At 70.1% G+C, this 17,147-nt stretch carries 13 protein-coding genes; 4 read left to right on the top strand and 9 right to left on the bottom strand.

Annotation, left to right across the window (positions count from 1 at the left end; all coding sequences use genetic code 11):
• Window positions 1-293 precede the first annotated feature (293 nt).
• From ABZ478_RS35805 to thyX, 3 genes are all read right to left on the bottom strand, one after another.
• On the bottom strand, window positions 294-1,979 hold the full coding sequence (locus tag ABZ478_RS35805) for a ribonuclease J (RefSeq protein WP_359556364.1): 1,686 nt from the start codon (window positions 1,977-1,979) through the stop codon (window positions 294-296).
• A 155-nt stretch (window positions 1,980-2,134) separates the two neighbouring features.
• A complete protein-coding gene (gene dapA / locus ABZ478_RS35800) occupies window positions 2,135-3,034 on the bottom strand; it encodes a 4-hydroxy-tetrahydrodipicolinate synthase (protein WP_359556362.1) in 900 nt (299 codons plus the stop codon).
• 211 nt (window positions 3,035-3,245) lie between these two features.
• The gene (thyX, locus tag ABZ478_RS35795) at window positions 3,246-3,989 is read right to left on the bottom strand and encodes an FAD-dependent thymidylate synthase (protein ID WP_358935875.1); all 744 of its coding nucleotides are present in this window, start codon (window positions 3,987-3,989) and stop codon (window positions 3,246-3,248) included.
• Between the two features lie 158 nt (window positions 3,990-4,147).
• On the opposite strand from thyX, the gene ABZ478_RS35790 reads away from it, so the two are divergent.
• Both ABZ478_RS35790 and ABZ478_RS35785 read left to right on the top strand, forming a co-directional pair.
• Entirely contained in the window at window positions 4,148-4,396 is a 249-nt protein-coding gene (locus ABZ478_RS35790; protein WP_359556360.1) for a hypothetical protein, read from the top strand.
• A 90-nt stretch (window positions 4,397-4,486) separates the two neighbouring features.
• The gene (locus ABZ478_RS35785; RefSeq protein WP_359556359.1) at window positions 4,487-5,041 is read left to right on the top strand and encodes a hypothetical protein; all 555 of its coding nucleotides are present in this window, start codon (window positions 4,487-4,489) and stop codon (window positions 5,039-5,041) included.
• 86 nt (window positions 5,042-5,127) lie between these two features.
• On the opposite strand, the gene ABZ478_RS35780 is transcribed toward ABZ478_RS35785, so the two are convergent.
• The 5 genes from ABZ478_RS35780 to rpsO form a co-directional block, all read right to left on the bottom strand.
• Window positions 5,128-5,580: a hypothetical protein gene (locus ABZ478_RS35780; protein ID WP_358935869.1), complete on the bottom strand. Its 453-nt coding sequence runs from the start codon at window positions 5,578-5,580 to the stop codon at window positions 5,128-5,130.
• Window positions 5,581-5,593: 13 nt separating this feature from the next.
• Window positions 5,594-6,346 (bottom strand): 4-hydroxy-tetrahydrodipicolinate reductase, encoded by a 753-nt coding sequence (gene dapB / locus ABZ478_RS35775; protein WP_359556356.1) that lies wholly within the window; start codon window positions 6,344-6,346, stop codon window positions 5,594-5,596.
• A 24-nt stretch (window positions 6,347-6,370) separates the two neighbouring features.
• Complete coding sequence (locus ABZ478_RS35770; protein WP_359556354.1) at window positions 6,371-7,750, bottom strand: pitrilysin family protein; 1,380 nt, start codon at window positions 7,748-7,750, stop codon at window positions 6,371-6,373.
• A complete protein-coding gene (locus ABZ478_RS35765; protein ID WP_359556351.1) occupies window positions 7,747-9,966 on the bottom strand; it encodes a polyribonucleotide nucleotidyltransferase in 2,220 nt (739 codons plus the stop codon). The genes ABZ478_RS35770 and ABZ478_RS35765 overlap by 4 nt, the downstream gene beginning before the upstream one ends.
• A gap of 324 nt (window positions 9,967-10,290) precedes the next feature.
• Window positions 10,291-10,578: a 30S ribosomal protein S15 gene (rpsO, locus tag ABZ478_RS35760; RefSeq protein ID WP_005479656.1), complete on the bottom strand. Its 288-nt coding sequence runs from the start codon at window positions 10,576-10,578 to the stop codon at window positions 10,291-10,293.
• Window positions 10,579-10,858: 280 nt separating this feature from the next.
• On the opposite strand from rpsO, the gene ABZ478_RS35755 reads away from it, so the two are divergent.
• The gene (locus ABZ478_RS35755) at window positions 10,859-11,152 is read left to right on the top strand and encodes a DUF397 domain-containing protein (RefSeq protein WP_359556349.1); all 294 of its coding nucleotides are present in this window, start codon (window positions 10,859-10,861) and stop codon (window positions 11,150-11,152) included.
• Window positions 11,153-11,220: 68 nt separating this feature from the next.
• Here the strand turns inward: ABZ478_RS35755 and eccD are convergent, their stop codons facing one another.
• Window positions 11,221-12,729, bottom strand: coding sequence for a type VII secretion integral membrane protein EccD (eccD, locus tag ABZ478_RS35750; RefSeq protein ID WP_359556371.1), 1,509 nt, complete (start codon window positions 12,727-12,729; stop codon window positions 11,221-11,223).
• 336 nt (window positions 12,730-13,065) lie between these two features.
• On the opposite strand from eccD, the gene eccCa reads away from it, so the two are divergent.
• Window positions 13,066-17,040 (top strand): type VII secretion protein EccCa, encoded by a 3,975-nt coding sequence (gene eccCa, locus ABZ478_RS35745; protein WP_359556347.1) that lies wholly within the window; start codon window positions 13,066-13,068, stop codon window positions 17,038-17,040.
• The last annotated feature ends 107 nt before the right edge of the window (window positions 17,041-17,147 follow it).

Genomic DNA, 17,147 nt, shown 5'->3' with positions numbered 1-17,147 from the left:
TCTCGGGCTTTCCTCCGGGCGCTTCCCTTCGGTCTTGCGTTTCCGACTCTATCAGATCTTTTCTCGACCCGATTTCCTCGGTGCTTTCCAGGTTCTCGCTCTCGCGTTTCCCTTTCCGGCGGTTCCGACTTTATCAGAAGTTCTGAGCCGGATTTCCCACCCGATCCGTGGCAACCGTGGTCCAGCGCATGAAGCTCTGGGGGTTCCCGCTCGGGCGGAGCCGTAAACGTACTGGAGCGGGGCGCCCCGATGCAAATCGAGGCGCCCCGCTCCGAGTTCACGTAGCCGGCGTGTCAGACCTCCACGACGACCGGGAGGATCATCGGCCTGCGGCGATAGGTGTCCGAGACCCACTTGCCCAGGGTCCGGCGGATCAGTTGCTGCAGCTGGTGCGGCTCCACGACGCCGTCCTGGGCGGAGCGCTCCAGCACCTCGTTGATCTTCGGGACGACGCCGGTGAAGGCCGAGTCCTCGATACCGGAACCACGGGCCTGGATGTGCGGGCCGCCCGTGATCTTGCCGGTGGACGAGTCCACCACCACGAAGACCGAGATGATGCCCTCGTCGCCGAGGATCTTGCGGTCCTTCAGGGCCGGCTCGCCCACGTCGCCGACGGAGAGGCCGTCGACGTACACGTACCCGGCCTGCACCTTGCCGGAGATCCTGGCCTTGCCCTCGACGAGGTCGACGACCACGCCGTCCTCGGCGATGACGATCCGGTCGTGCGGGACACCGGTCAACGCGCCCAGCTCGGCGTTGGCACGCAGATGGCGCCACTCGCCGTGGACCGGCATCAGGTTCTTCGGGCGGCAGATGTTGTAGAAGTACAGCAGCTCGCCCGCGGACGCGTGGCCCGAGACGTGCACCTTGGCGTTGCCCTTGTGCACGACGTCGGCGCCCCAGCGGGTCAGACCGTTGATCACGCGGTAGACCGCGTTCTCGTTGCCCGGGATGAGGGACGACGCCAGGATCACCGTGTCGCCCGGGACGATCCGGATCTGGTGGTCGCGGTTGGCCATCCGGGACAGGGCCGCCATCGGCTCGCCCTGGGAGCCCGTGCAGACCAGGACCACCTCGTGGTCCGGAAGGTCGTCGAGGGTCTTGACGTCCACGACCAGGCCCGGCGGGACCTTGAGATAACCGAGGTCCCGGGCGATGCCCATGTTCCGGACCATCGAGCGTCCGACGAAGGCGACCCGGCGGCCGTACTCGTGGGCCGCGTCCAGGATCTGCTGGATGCGGTGGACGTGGCTGGCGAAGCTCGCCACGATGATCCGCTTGCGGGCACCGGCGAAGACCTGGCGCAGGACGTTGGAGATGTCACGCTCGGGCGGGACGAAGCCCGGGACCTCGGCGTTCGTCGAGTCGGCGAGGAGCAGGTCGATGCCCTCCTCGCTCAGCCGCGCGAACGCGTGCAGGTCGGTGAGGCGGTTGTCCAGCGGGAGCTGGTCCATCTTGAAGTCGCCGGTGTGCACGGCCATGCCGGCGGGGGTCCGGATGGCGACCGCCAGGGCGTCCGGGATGGAGTGGTTGACCGCGATGAACTCGCAGTCGAAGGGGCCGATGCGCTCACGGTTCCCCTCCGCCACCTCGAGGGTGTACGGGCGGATCCGGTGCTCCTGGAGCTTGGCCTCGATGAGCGCGAGGGTCAGCTTGGAGCCGATCAGCGGGATGTCCGGCTTCTCGCGGAGCAGGAAGGGGACGCCGCCGATGTGGTCCTCGTGGCCGTGGGTGAGGACGATGCCCTCGATGTCGTCGAGGCGGTCCCGGATCGACGAGAAGTCCGGCAGGATCAGGTCGATTCCGGGCTGCTCCTCCTCGGGGAAGAGCACTCCGCAGTCGACGATCAGCAGACGGCCGCCGTATTCGAAGACCGTCATGTTCCGGCCGATCTCACCGAGACCGCCGAGCGGGGTGACGCGCAGGCCGCCCTCGGGGAGCGACGGGGGCGGTCCGAGTTCAGGATGCGGATGACTCAAAAGACTCTCCTCACCACGCGCGCCACGTACCGGTCGGGCACGTGGCGCGCATGACGTTCGTGCAGAAGCAGTTGTCGTTGTGGGATGCGGGCACCGGTGGCCCGCTGTTCGGTTGTCGATTCAGTTGTGAAGTTCGGGTGGTGCCAAGTCTGTTGTCAGAGCTGTACCCCGCCGGCGGCAAGATCGAGCTTGAGCTGGGCGATCTCCTCGGGTGAGCACTCGACCATGGGTGCGCGCAGGGGTCCTGCGGGCAGCCCCTGGAGGGCGAGCGCTGCCTTGGCGGTCATGACGCCCTGGGTGCGGAACATGCCGGTGTACACCGGGAGCAGCTTCTGGTGGATCTCCGTGGCCTTGACGACATCGCCCGAGGTGTACGCGTCGACAAGGGCGCGCAGGTCGGGGGTGACGACGTGGCCGACGACGGAGACGAAGCCGACCGCGCCCACGGAGAGCAGCGGCAGGTTCAGCATGTCGTCACCGGAGTACCAGGCGAGGCCGGACTGCGCGATGGCCCAGCTCGCACGGCCGAGGTCGCCCTTGGCGTCCTTGTTGGCGACGATCCGCGGGTGCTCGGCCAGCCGGACCAGGGTCTCGGTGTTGATCGGGACCCCGCTGCGGCCGGGGATGTCGTAGAGCATGACCGGCAGTCCGGTGGCGTCCGCGATGGTCGTGAAGTGCCGGTACAGGCCCTCCTGAGGGGGCTTGTTGTAGTACGGCGTCACGACCAGCAGGCCGTGCGCGCCGGCGCGCTCCGCCTCGCGGGCCAGTTCGATGCTGTGGCGGGTGTCGTTGGTGCCGACTCCGGCCACGACGTGGGCGCGGTCGCCGACCGCTTCCACGACGGCTCGTACGAGGTCCGATTTCTCCGCGTCACTGGTGGTGGGGGACTCGCCGGTGGTGCCGTTGATGATCAGGCCGTCGTTGCCTGCGTCCACCAGGTGGGTAGCGAGCCGCTGCGCGCCGTCGAGGTCGAGTGCGCCGTCCGCCGTGAAGGGCGTGACCATGGCGGTGAGGACCCGCCCGAAGGGGGTCTGCGGAGTCGAGGTCGGAGCCATGGGTAACACGCTACTCGGTGCTCCAGGCGTGGTCTGCCCTTGGGGTGCCGGGTAAGTCAGGACAAATAAGGAGCCCGGCACTGCCTGCTCGGGGGTTCAAGCAGTGCCGGGTCCGTTTGATCAGGCTAGATGAACTTCTCGGAATGCCGCAATACGGACACTTCGCCCGGCTGATCCGTACATCCGTTCCGCGTGGGGGAACAGGGCTTCGTTACGGAGCCACACGCCCGTTCGCGTTGAAGGCGGCATAGGTGAGCGGCATCAGCTTGGCCCACTCCGCCTCCATCTGCTCGCCGACCATCTCGATCTCCCGCTGCGGGAAGGACGGCACCTTGGCCAGCTCGTGCTGAGTGCGCAGACCGAGGAAGTGCATCAGGGAGCGGGCGTTGCAGGTGGCGTACATCGAGGAGAACAGGCCGACGGGGAGGGCGGCGCGGGCCACCTCGCGGGCGACGCCCTCGGCGAGGAGCTTCTGGTAGGCCGCGTACGCCTGCTCGTAGGACTCCTCGAGGGTGCCGCGCACGGCCTCCTGCTGGGCCTGCGTGCCCTCGACGAAGACGTACCTGCCCGGGCGGCCCTCCTGGACCAGCTTGCGGTCCGCACCGGGGACGTAGAAGACCGGCTGGAGCTCGCGGTAGCGGCCGGACTCCTCGTTGTAGGACCAGCCGACCCGGTGCCGCATGAACTCGCGGAAGACGAAGATCGGGGCGCTGATGAAGAAGGTCATCGAGTTGTGCTCGAACGGGCTGCCGTGCCGGTCGCGCATCAGGTAGTTGATCAGACCCTTGGAGCGCTCCGGATCCTTGTTCAGCTCGTCCAGCGACTGCTCACCGGCGGTGGAGACGCGGGCGGCGAAGAGGACGTCGGCGTCCGACGCGCTGGACTTCACCAGCTCGACGGTGACATCGCTGCGGAAAGTGAGCGACTCGGGGGTGGTCACGGGGGTCCTTCCCATCACTTCTTTAGGTTCGGGCCCACTGTACGGGGCACCCCTGACAGTCCCGAACAGTGACCTTGCCACTCATTTTTTCGGACATCGGCACCTTTTGTGTCACTCGAGCGTCTGTATCGGTGAGGCCTGATCGTTCGATCCCGAAAGGAGCTGAACCCGCGATGTTCCGACGGCGTGAGCCCGTACCCTTCGCCTTCCTGGCCGAGGCGGACAGGTTCCGCAGTAATGTCACTCCCCCGCCCCGCGAGCGGGCGTCGCTCGGCGAGCTGGCCGGACGCTGGCTGCTCGGCCTGACCCTCGTCGCCGGGCTCGTCGGGGCCCTGATCCTCGGGATGCCGGCGCTGTCCACACCGTCCGATACGCCGGCTCAGCAGTCCCAGGCCTCGCAGGGGCATTCCCAGGGGCACTGACCCTTCCGGCCGCTCAAGGGTGGTGGGCGGGAATCCGGCCGGATAATCTCACCGGGCACAGCCCCAGCGAGGATCGAGTGAGGACCAGCCGTGCCCCTGCCCTTCCTGACGGCCGACCGCTCCTTCGACGCGGCTTCCGAGAGCCCGCTGCCGTACGACGACCGGGACCGCTGGCGGCGGCCCTACCGGCCCGGGCCGTGGCGGGTCGGCGGTGCCGCCCTCGGACTGCTGCTCTCCTCGTTCGTGCTGTTCGGGGCGGTCCTCATCTCCCTGACCGACTCGGTGTCCGCCGCGGGCCTGGTCCTGACCCTGGCGCTGGCCGTCATCGCCTCCGCGCTGCGCGTGCTGCGCATGGGCGTGTGGGTGAGCGCGCGCGGACTGCGCCAGGTGGGCTTCCTGGGGACGCGTACGGTGCCCTGGCAGCGGGTGATCGCGGTACGGACGGCCCAGCAGCCGGTGCGCTGGCTGGGGTTGCCGCGCACCGTGCAGGGGCAGGCGCTGACGCTCGTGCGCAAGGACCGGGCCGTCGAGGACACTCCGCCGCTGCTCACCACGCACTCCCTGGACTTCCTGCACCGGCCCGCGGCCTTCGACCGGGCGGCGGACACGGTGGAGGCGTGGGCCGCGGAGTACGGGCGCGGCTGACCGGTCTCGAACCACGAGGAAGGGGCCGGACCGCGTGTACCGCGGTCCGGCCCCTTCCTCGTACCGGCTGGGGTGCCCGGGCCGGCTCAGACCTGGACGGGCCTTCCGTCGTGCAGGGCGATGGCCCGCTGCATCGCCTTGCGGGCGCGCGGGGTGTCGCGGGCGTCGTGGTAGGCGACGGCGAGCCGGAACCAACTGCGCCAGTCGTCCGGGGCCGCCTCCGTCTCGGCCTTGCGCCGGGCGAACACCTCGTCCGCCGAGTCGCGGTCGACGCGGCCGCTCGGGGTTCGCCTCAGCTCGTCGACGGGCAGGCCGCCCTCCGCCTCGAGTTCCGCGGCGAGCTGGTTGGCCCGGCGGACGAACTGGGTGTTCTTCCACAGGAACCACAGGCCGATGACCGGCAGGACGAGTACCGCCACACCGAAGGTGACGGTCAGAAGCGTGCCGGTCTGGATGAGCATCACGCCGCGGCTGCCGACCAGGACGAAGTAGAAGACCAGGACGGCGGCCGTGACGAGGTAGGTGATCTTCGCGCGCATGACGTGTTCGGACTCAGCTCAGGTCGAGGAAGTTTTCCAGGCCGAAGGTGAGGCCCGGAGTGGACACCACGCGGCGGGTGCCGAGCAGGATGCCCGGCATGAAGCTGCTGTGATGCAGGGAGTCGTGGCGGATGGTGAGGGTCTCGCCCTCGGCGCCGAGCAGCACCTCCTGGTGGGCGAGCAGGCCGCGCAGCCGGACGGAGTGCACGGGGACGCCGTCGACGTCGGCCCCGCGGGCGCCGTCCAGGGCGGTCACGGTGGCGTCCGGCGCCGGGGCCGTACCCGCCCGGCTGCGGGCCTCGGCGATGAGCTGGGCCGTGCGGCTGGCGGTCCCGGAGGGGGCGTCCACCTTGTTCGGGTGGTGCAGCTCGACGACCTCGACCGACTCGAAGTACGGGGCGGCGATCTGCGCGAACTTCATGGTGAGCACGGCACCGATGGAGAAGTTCGGCGCGATGAGCACGCCGGTCCGCGGGGACTGGGCGAGCCAGCCCGTCAGCTGCGCGAGGCGGTCCTCGGTCCAGCCCGTCGTACCGACGACCGCGTGGATGCCGTGGCGCACGCAGAAGTCGAGGTTGCCCATGACGGAGGCGGGGGTGGTGAGTTCGACGGCGACCTGGGCACCGGTCTCAGCCAGGGTCTCCAGCTTGTCGCCCCGGCCGAGGGCGGCGACCAGCTCCATGTCCTCGGCGGCCTCGACCGCCCTTACCGCCTCGGACCCGATCCGGCCCTTGGCGCCGATTACCGCCACGCGCAGCTTGCTCATCTGTTGCTTCCTTACCGGAGGTGATTAGGCGACGGCGTCGTGCAGCCGTGCGGCCTGCCTGTCCTTCAGCGGGCCGATGACCGACAGCGACGGGCGTTGGCCCAGGATGTCCCGGGCGACCGACCGGACCTCGTCCGGGGTGACCGCGGCTATCTTCGCCAGCATGTCGTCGACGGACATCTGCTCGCCCCAGCACAGCTCGCTCTTGCCGATGCGGTTCATCAGCGCGCCGGTGTCCTCCAGGCCCAGGACGGTGGAGCCCTGGAGCTGGCCGATGGCCCGGCCGATCTCGTCGTCGGAGAGGCCGTTCTGGGCCACCTGGTCGAGCTCGTCCCGGCAGATCCGCAGCACGTCGTGCACCTGGCTGGGCCGGCAGCCGGCGTACACGCCGAACAGGCCGCAGTCGGCGAAGCCCGAGGTGTACGAGTACACGCTGTAGGCGAGCCCGCGCTTCTCCCGGACCTCCTGGAAGAGGCGGGAGGACATGCCGCCGCCGAGGGCGGTGTTGAGCACGCCCATCGCCCAGCGGCGGTCGTCGGCACGGGCCAGGCCCGGCATGCCGAGGACGACGTGGGCCTGCTCGGTCTTGCGGGCGAGCAGTTCCACCTTGCCTGTCGTACGGATCGCGCGGCGGCCGTCGCGCGGGGCGATGGGCTGCGCGGCGAGGTCCTTGAAGGCGTCCGCCTTCTCGAAGGCGGCTCGGACCTGCCGTACGACCTTGTTGTGGTCGATGTTGCCGGCGCAGGCGACCACGAGGTGGGTCGGGTCGTAGTGCTTCCGGTAGAAGCGGCGGATGCGGTCGGCGGTGAGGGCGTTGACCGTGTCGACGGTGCCGAGGACCGGGCGGCCGAGGGCGTTGTCACCGAACATGGTGTGCGCGAACAGGTCGTGCACACAGTCGCCCGGGTCGTCCTCGGTCATCGCGATCTCTTCGAGGATGGCGCCGCGCTCGACGTTGACGTCCTCCTCGAGGATCTGCGAGCCGGTCAGCATGTCGCAGACGACGTCGATGGCGAGCGGCAGGTCGGTGTCGAGCACGCGCGCGTAGTAGCACGTGTACTCCTTGGCCGTGAACGCGTTCATCTCGCCGCCGACGGCGTCGATGGCGGCGGAGATGTCCAGCGCGCTGCGCTTGGCGGTGCCCTTGAAGAGCAGATGCTCCAGGTAGTGCGTGGCGCCGTTCAGCGAGGGGGTCTCGTCGCGGGAGCCCACGTGCGCCCAGATGCCGAAGGTGGCCGAGCGCACGGAGGGCAGGGTCTCGGTGACGATGCGCAGGCCGCCGGGGAGGGTGGTCTTGCGGACCGTCCCGATGCCGCCGGTGCCCTTGATGAGGGTTTGGGTACGGGCGACGGCCCGCGCCTCCGAAGAGGTGCGGGCCGTCGCCTTGGAGCCACGGGACGTCACTGGTCGGCGTCGTCCTTCTTCGTTTCGTCGCCGTCCTCGCCCTCGATCACCGGAACGAGGGACAGCTTGCCGCGGGAGTCGATCTCGGCGATCTCGACCTGGACCTTCTGGCCCACACCGAGGACGTCCTCGACGTTCTCCACGCGCTTGCCGCCGGCGAGCTTGCGGATCTGCGAGATGTGCAGCAGACCGTCCTTGCCCGGGAGCAGCGACACGAACGCGCCGAAGGTCGTCGTCTTCACGACGGTGCCCAGGTAGCGCTCGCCGACCTCCGGCATGGTCGGGTTGGCGATGCCGTTGATCGTGGCGCGGGCGGCCTCGGCGGCCGGGCCGTCGGCGGCACCGATGTAGATGGTGCCGTCGTCCTCGATCGTGATCTCGGCGCCGGTGTCCTCCTGGATCTGGTTGATCATCTTGCCCTTGGGGCCGATGACCTCACCGATCTTGTCCACGGGGATCTTGACGGTGATGATCCGCGGGGCGTTCGGGGACATCTCGTCCGGCGTGTCGATCGCTTCCATCATCACGTCGAGGATGTGGAGGCGGGCGTCGCGGGCCTGCTTGAGGGCCGCGGCCAGGACGGAGGCGGGGATGCCGTCCAGCTTGGTGTCGAGCTGGAGGGCGGTCACGAACTCCTTGGTGCCGGCGACCTTGAAGTCCATGTCGCCGAAGGCGTCCTCCGCACCGAGGATGTCGGTGAGGGCGACGTAGTGCGTCTGGCCGTCGATCTCCTGGGAGATCAGACCCATGGCGATACCGGCGACGGGGGCCTTGAGCGGCACACCGGCGTTCAGCAGCGACATGGTGGAGGCGCAGACCGAGCCCATGGACGTCGAGCCGTTGGAGCCGAGGGCCTCGGACACCTGACGGATCGCGTAGGGGAACTCCTCGCGGGTCGGCAGGACCGGCACGATCGCGCGCTCGGCGAGCGCGCCGTGGCCGATCTCGCGGCGCTTCGGGGAGCCGACGCGGCCCGTCTCACCGACGGAGTACGGCGGGAAGTTGTAGTTGTGCATGTAGCGCTTGCGGGTCACCGGGGAGAGGGTGTCCAGCTGCTGCTCCATGCGGAGCATGTTCAGGGTGGTGACGCCCAGGATCTGGGTCTCGCCACGCTCGAACAGCGCCGAGCCGTGCACGCGCGGGATGGCCTCGACCTCGGCGGCCAGCGTACGGATGTCCGTGACGCCACGGCCGTCGATGCGGACCTTGTCCTTGATGACGCGCTCGCGGACCAGCTTCTTGGTCAGCGCGCGGTACGCGGCGGAGATCTCCTTCTCGCGGCCCTCGAACTGCGGGAGCAGCTTCTCGGCGGCGATGTCCTTCACGCGGTCCAGCTCGGCCTCGCGGTCCTGCTTGCCGGCGATGGTGAGCGCCTGGGCGAGCTCGCTCCTGACCGCGGCGGTCAGGGCCTCGAGGACGTCGTCCTGGTAGTCCAGGAAGATCGGGAACTCGGCGGTCGGCTTGGCGGCCTTCGCGGCGAGGTCCGACTGCGCCTTGCACAGGACCTTGATGAAGGGCTTCGCGGCATCGAGGCCGGCGGCCACGACCTCCTCGGTCGGCGCCTCGGCGCCGCCCTTGACCAGCTGGATGGTCTTGTCGGTGGCCTCGGCCTCGACCATCATGATCGCGACGTCGCCGTCCTCCAGGACGCGACCGGCGACGACCATGTCGAAGACGGCATCCTCGAGCTCGGTGTGCGTCGGGAACGCGACCCACTGGCCGTTGATCAGCGCGACGCGGACGCCGCCGACCGGGCCGGAGAAGGGCAGACCGGCCAGCTGGGTGGACGCGGAGGCGGCGTTGATCGCCACGACGTCGTACAGGTGGTCGGGGTTGAGCGCCATGATCGTGGCGACGACCTGGATCTCGTTGCGAAGGCCCTTCTTGAAGGACGGACGCAGCGGACGGTCGATGAGACGGCAGGTGAGGACGGCGTCCTCGGAGGGGCGGCCCTCGCGGCGGAAGAAGCTGCCGGGGATCTTGCCCGCGGCGTACATGCGCTCCTCGACGTCCACCGTCAGGGGGAAGAAGTCGAGTTGGTCCTTGGGCTTCTTGGAAGCGCTGGTGGCCGACAGCACCATGGTGTCGTCGTCCAGGTACGCGACGGCGGAGCCGGCGGCCTGCTTGGCCAGGCGGCCCGTCTCGAAGCGGATGGTGCGGGTGCCGAAGGCGCCGTTGTCGATGACGGCCTCGGCGTAGTGGGTCTCGTTCTCCACTAGCGTTTTCTCCTCGTCTTCGTCCCTCGCGGCCCGTGTGGCCGGGGGACGTTTGTGGAGAAGCGCTCCGTCTGGTGCGGGCCGGTCTTCGATCGAAGCACCCGGGGCTCACTTCCCCCCGGGGGCCACTACCGAGGACCGGCGGCGGCGAGGTGCGCTCCTCCTCGTTCTGTTTCGTACGGGTTCTGCCGTACGTGTTCCCTGTCGTGCGTACTGCGTTGTGCTACCACACTACAAAGCGGGTGTGACACCGCGCACGTTCCGCACGTACGGCAAAGGGAGCGGCCCCCGAGTCCTTTCGGGAACCGCTCCCTTCACGGCGTCCTACTTCGCGCCCGCCGCACCGCGGCGGATGCCCAGACGGTCGACCAGCGCACGGAAGCGCTGGATGTCCTTCTTGGCCAGGTACTGCAGCAGGCGACGGCGCTGACCGACCAGGATCAGCAGACCACGGCGCGAGTGGTGGTCGTGCTTGTGGGTCTTGAGGTGCTCCGTCAGGTCGGAGATGCGACGCGAGAGCATGGCGACCTGGACCTCGGGGGAGCCGGTGTCGCCCTCCTTGGTACCGAACTCGGTGATGATCTGCTTCTTCGTAGCGGCGTCGAGCGACACGCGTACTCCTCATAGTCTGTAAGTGCCATCGAGTGCCCCCGGTCCACTTCTCGGGGGAGCTTCCACGACTCGAAAGGCGGGGATCCGCTGAGCGCGGCCTCCAGGGCGGCAGGGGGTGCCTGCGGTTGCTCCGGGGGTGCGTACACAAACGGCCGTCGACCAGGTTACCAGGCGGGCGCGGCCCCCTTGTCCCCGGTTCCGGAACACCCCGGAGCGGCGGCTGGCCGCCACTAGGGTGAGCGTACTCAGCGTACGTACGTCGGGAAGGGGTCGCTTCGGGATGGCGGAGTCGGAAGCGGAGATGAAGGCACGCAAGGAGCGGGAGCGGGACGAGCTGTACGCGCTCGACATCTCGGACGCCGAGTGGCACTGCGCGCCGGGCACCGAGCAGCACGAGGAGCGGGTCGAGATCGCGTACCTGCCGGAGGGGGCGGTGGCGATGCGCTCCTCCCTCGACCCGGGCACCGTCCTGCGGTACACGGAGGCCGAGTGGCGGGCCTTCGTCCTGGGCGCCCGCGACGGCGAGTTCGACCTGAAGCCGATGCCGCACAACGGCGGTCTCGCGGCGGACTGAGCGGAGCACGGCGAAGGGCGGCACGCGCGCGTGCCGCCCTTTTCGGTGCCGTGGGGTCGCGGTGTCCCCTAGCTGGTCATCGCGCGGGCCTGCGCGTAGACGTCGAAAACGGCCAGCGCCAGCGGGATCAGCGTGAGCAGCACGAAGCTCTCGGCGATCTCCAGGAAGCGTCCCCAGAAGGGGGTGACGCCGCGCCGCGGGGTGATCAGGGCGATCGCGGTGACCAGGGCGATGGCCGCACCGACCGCCGCGGCGAGCCAGACGCTGCGGATGTCGAGGGCGGTGGTGTCGCCCTGGAAGGCGTCGATCACGTAGTCGCGCGGCGGGTTCAGGGCGAGCCCGAGGCCGAGGAAGACGATCGCGGCGAGGCCCGCGGCCAGGGTGGCGCCGACCTGCTGGGTGTAGCGGAACAGGTGGGCCCGCATCAGCATCGCCACGCCGGTCGCGAGGGCCAGGAGCTGGGCCCAGGTGTTGCTGGAGAAACCGAGGACGATCGACGCGCCGACGGCGACGAGGGCGCAGCCGCCGACCAGGCCGACGAGGAGTTCGTGACCGCGGCGGGCCTGGGCGGCCACCCGTTCGGCGTCCACCGGCTCCTGCGGGGCCGGCTCGCCGCTGTCGTAGCCGCCGCGGGACGGGTTGGGCGGCTCGAAGCCGATGGGCAGCCGTGCGAAGCGCATGGACAGACCCGGCAGGAAGGCCAGCGCCACGACGGACAGCGGGGCGCAGATCGCGGCCGTCTCGATGGGCCTCAGATCGGTGAGGATCGCGATGAAGGTGGTGATCAGGCCGATGGCGGAGGCGAAGAGGAACGCCACGAAGGGGCCGTCACCGCCCGGCGACACCAGGGTGAGCACCACGGAGGCGACGAGGACCGCCGCGCAGGCGAGCAGGAACTGCAGCCGGCCGATGCCCTCGCCGCCGGCGAGCGGCAGCAGCCCCGAGCCCGCCACCCCGACGTTCGGCAGCGCCCCGAGTCCGAGCGCGATCGCCGAGCCCCGGTCGTCGTACACACGCGCGCGTACGCAGGCGATGCTGACGAGCAGGACGCCGGTGACGCCCGCGACGATGCCCTGCAGGCTGTTCATGTCGTGCCGGATCTGCGAGCTCCAGGCCACGAACGCGAGCAGTGCGGGCAGGATGCCGGCCGCGACCAGGCCGGCGGCGCGGGTGAGGTCGCCGCTCCACAGGGTGCGGTCGCGGGTGACGGCGGAGGCCACCGCCTCGGAGACGTCGTCGAGGACGGCGGGCGGCAGCGACTCGGCGAACGGGCGCAGGGTGAGCAGTTCGCCGTCGAGGATGCGCTGGGCGGTGAAGGAGCGGGCGCCGTCGAGGACGGTGCCGTCCCGCCGTACGAGGTGATAGCCGACCGGCGCGCCCTCGGCGGGGCTCTGCTGGGAGAGGCGCAGGATCTCCGGGTACAGGTCGGCGACCGGTACGTCGTCGGGCAGGGCCACGTCGATACGGCTGTCGGGTGCCACGATGGTGACCCGGCAGAAGCCGAATCCCATGCCCGCCCCGGAAGGGGCTCCGGTGCCCGGTCCACCGGTCGCGCCGGCCGGCGCGGAGGCCGTCATGCTCACCTGCTGTTCCCCCTTGTCGGTGGGGCGGGCCCGCGGTGCCGCCGCGCACCCTTCCGCCCGTAAAGATCCTGTGTAGGTTGAGCCGCGCCTTGCGTTCCGTCGGCCGACCGCGGGGTCGCATCCGGGGTTCGCGGGGTGGCGCTCGCCTCGAACCGTTGCGGATTGCCCGGGTTTTCCCGGAACGATTCGCAACTGCTCACGCGTCTCACCCGGCACCCTACCGCCCGCCGTTGTCCGTGGTTGTCAGTAGGATCGCGCTTCGCGGTCGACGTTCGCCTGACACGGGGCGGCGGACGAAAAATCTCGGTCCGGCAAGGGAATTGGTGCGTAGTGAGCCACATCGTCGTCAAGCGCCCGCCACGGGCACTGCCGAAGGAAGTGCCCACGGACGAGGTCGTACTGCAGGCGCCGCCGGAGCTCCCGCGCGGCCAGCAGGAGGGCGCGCTGATGCAGCTCCTGCCCATGCTCGGCATGGGCGGGTCCGTGGTGTTCTTCTTCAACCCCCAGGCCCAGCCGTTCATGAAGATCATGGGCCTGGTGATGGTGGCGTCGACGATCGGCATGGGCATCTCGATGCTCGTCCGCTACCGGCGCGGCAGCCAGGGGCAGATGGCCGACATGCGCCGTGACTACCTCCGTTACCTGTCGCAGACCCGGCGCGAGGCCCTGGGCACGGCGAAGGCGCAGCGCGACGCCCAGTTCTACCTGCACCCTTCACCCGAGCAACTGTGGGCGCTGGTCGCCGAGGGCAGCCGGGTGTGGGAACGGCGCACCGGTGACGAGGACTTCGGGCAGGTGCGGGTGGGTCTGGGCGCGCAGGCCCTGGCAACTCCCCTGATCCCGCCGCAGACCGCCCCGGTCGACGAGCTGGAGCCGCTGACCACGGGTGCCATGCAGCGCTTCCTGGCCACGCACAGCGCCCTCGACGACCTGCCGATGGCGGTGTCGCTGCGGGCCTTCTACCACGTGACGATCAGCGGCGAGCCGGGCACCGTGCGCGGCACCGCCCGTGCCGTCGCCGGCTCCCTCGCCTCCCTGCACTCCCCCGAGGACCTGGTCATCGCCGTCGTCACCGGCCGGGAGTCTGCGCCCGAGTGGGAGTGGGCCAAGTGGCTGCCGCACGCGCAGGCCCCGGGCCTCGCCGACGGCGCCGGCAGCATGCGTCTGATCACCACCAGCCCGGTGGAGCTGGAGGACCGGCTCACCTCCCGCCTCCAGGGCCGCCCCCGTTTCCACCCGGGCGCGCCCCCGGTCGCCGAGCAGCCGCACGTGGTGGTCGTGCTCGACGGCGTCTCGCTGCCGCCCACTTCGCTGCTGGCCAGCCCCGAGGGTCTGCAGGGCGTGACGGTCCTGGAGGTCGTGCCCGGCGACCTCAGCATCGGCCGCGGTGACCTCTCCGTCGTCGTGCATCCCCAGGAGCTGCGCCTGGAGTCGGCGCACGGCATGGTCTACGAGGGAACGCCGGACGTCCTGTCGTACGAGGCCGCCGAGGCCCTGGCCCGCCAACTGGCGCCGCTGCGGATGGGTTCGGGCGGGGACGACGACGAACCGCTGCTCGCCAACCTTGAGTTCACGGACCTGCTTAACCTCGGAGACGCGGCCTCGGTCGACACCAAGCGGACCTGGCGGCCGCGCTCGCAGTCGGAGCGGCTGCGCGTGCCGATCGGCCTCGGCGAGGACGGCCGGCCCGTGATGCTGGACCTCAAGGAGGCCGCTCAGGAGGGCATGGGCCCGCACGGCCTGTGCGTCGGTGCGACCGGTTCCGGCAAGTCGGAGCTGCTGCGCACGCTGGTGCTCGGCCTCGCCGTGACCCACTCCTCCGAAACGCTGAACTTCGTCCTCGCCGACTTCAAGGGTGGTGCCACCTTCGCGGGCATGGCCCAGATGCCGCACGTGGCGGCCGTGATCACCAACCTCGCGGACGACCTGACCCTCGTCGACCGCATGGGTGACTCGATCCGCGGTGAGCTCAACCGCCGTCAGGAGATGCTCCGCGACGCGGGCAACTACGCGAACATCCACGACTACGAGAAGGCACGCGCGGCGGGCGCCCCCCTGCAGCCGATCCCGTCCCTCGTCCTGGTGATCGACGAGTTCAGCGAACTGCTCACCGCGAAGCCCGACTTCATCGAGATGTTCGTGCAGATCGGCCGTATCGGCCGTTCGCTGGGCGTGCACCTGCTGCTCGCCTCGCAGCGTCTGGAGGAGGGCCGGCTGCGCGGCCTGGAGACCTACCTCTCCTACCGCATCGGTCTGCGGACGTTCTCGGCGGCCGAGTCACGCGCGGCGCTGGGCGTCCCGGACGCCTACGAGCTGCCGAACGTGCCGGGTTCCGGTTTCCTGAAGTTCGGCACGGACGAGATGGTGCGCTTCAAGGCGGCGTACGTCTCCGGCGTGTACCGCACGAGCTCGCAGGCGGCGGCCGCGCTGGGCGGCCCGCTGCCCGTCGACCGCCGGCCGGTGCTGTTCACGGCGGCCGAGGTCCCGGTGCAGTACGCGCCGGTCCCGCGGCAGCGCCAGGAGACGCCCGAGAAGCAGCAGGACGACGCGCTCGCCGACACCGTGCTCGACGTGATCGTGCGGCGCCTGGAGGCGCAGGGGCCCAGCGCCCACCAGGTGTGGCTGCCCCCGCTGGACAGCCCGCCGTCGCTGGACGCGCTGCTTCCCGGGCTCGCCCCGGTGTCCGGCCGCGGCATGACCCAGCCGGGCTACGAGGGCGCGGGCCGGCTGGTCATCCCGGTCGGCCTCGTCGACAAGCCGTACGAGCAGCGGCGCGACCCGCTGTGGACCGACTTCGGCGGCGCGGCCGGCCACATGCAGATCATCGGCGGCCCGCAGTCCGGCAAGTCGACGCTGCTGCGCTCGATCATCGCCTCGTTCGCGCTCACCCACACCCCCCAGGAAGTGCAGATCTACGGCCTGGACTTCGGCGGTGGCGGCATGGCCGCGGTGGCCGGCCTGCCGCACGTGGGCGGCGTCGCCTCCCGGCTGGACCCCGAGAAGGTCCGGCGTACCGCGGCCGAGGTCTACGGCGTCATGACCCGCCGCGAGGAGTACTTCCGCTCCTCGGGGATCTCCTCCATCGCGGAGTTCCGCTCCCGCCGCGCGCGCGGTGACATCTCGGTGACCGACCAGCCCTGGGGCGACGTCTTCCTGGTCATCGACGGCTGGGGCAACTTCCGCACGGACTACGAGGCGCTGGAGCCGCTGGTCCTGGACATCGCCGCACGCGGTCTGGGCTACGGCATCCACCTCGTCCTCACCGCCTCGCGCTCGATGGAGGTCCGCGCGAACCTCAAGGACCACTTGATGAACCGCCTGGAGCTGCGGCTCGGTGACCCGATGGACTCCGAGTTCGACCGCAAGGTCGCGGCCAACGTCCCCACCGGTGTGCCGGGGCGCGGCCAGACCCCGCAGAAGCAGCACTTCATGGCGGCCGTCCCGCGGATCGACGGCCTCTCCTCCGACACGGACCTCGCGGAGGCGACGAACGCCCTCGCCGCCGAGGTCACCCGCCACTGGCAGGAGCCGGGCGCGCCGGAGGTGCGTCTGCTGCCCCGCGAGTTCCCCGCGGCGCAGCTCCCGCCGGGCGACCGTTTCCCGCAGCGCGGCATCTCCTTCGCGCTCGACGAGGACAACCTCGAGCCGGTGTTCGTCGACTTCGAACAGGACCCGTTCTTCGTGGTGTTCGGCGAGAGCGAGTCCGGCAAGTCGAACCTGCTGAAGCTGCTGATCAAGCGCCTCACCGAGCGCTACGACGGCAACAGCTGCAAGCTGTTCGTCGTCGACAACCGCCGCTCGCTGCTCGGTGTGACGCCGCCGTCCCACCTGGCGGAGTACATCCCCATGTCGAACCAGATGCAGCACCACATGGACGCGCTGGCCGACCTGATGCAGCGCCGCACCCCGACGGCCGACGTGACCCCGGAGCAGCTGCGCAACCGCAGCTGGTGGCGGGGCCCCACGGTGTACGTCGTCATCGACGACTACGACCTCGTGTCCACGTCGAGCGGCAACCCGCTGGCCGGCCTGACGGAACTGCTCCCGTTCGCCCGCGACGTCGGCGTCCGCTTCATCATCGCCCGCTCCACGGCGGGCGCGGGCCGCGCCGGCTACGAGTCCTTCATGCAGCGCATCAAGGAACTCGGCGCCCAGGGCGTCGTCCTCGCGGGCGACCCCGCCGAGGGCGACCTGCTGGGCGGCGTACGGCCCCGCCCGATGCCGGCGGGCCGGGGCGTCTTCGTGTCACGGAAGCGGGGGAAGCCGATGGTGCAGGTGGGGCAGGTCACGGACGAGGTGAACTGAGCCCGTCCGGGTCGGCGGTCGTCCCGGTGCTTGAAGCCGGGGACCACTCTCTCGGACGTCGCGTTCGGCACTTACGGCTTGACCTCCTCGAGCGTCAAGAAGGACGA

Origin of the sequence: Streptomyces sp. NPDC005706 (assembly GCF_040631045.1) — a bacterium.
Classification (GTDB): Bacteria; Actinomycetota; Actinomycetes; order Streptomycetales; family Streptomycetaceae; genus Streptomyces.
The sequence above is the reverse complement of the archived record's forward strand: the minus strand, read 5'-3'. Positions and strand labels throughout refer to the sequence as shown.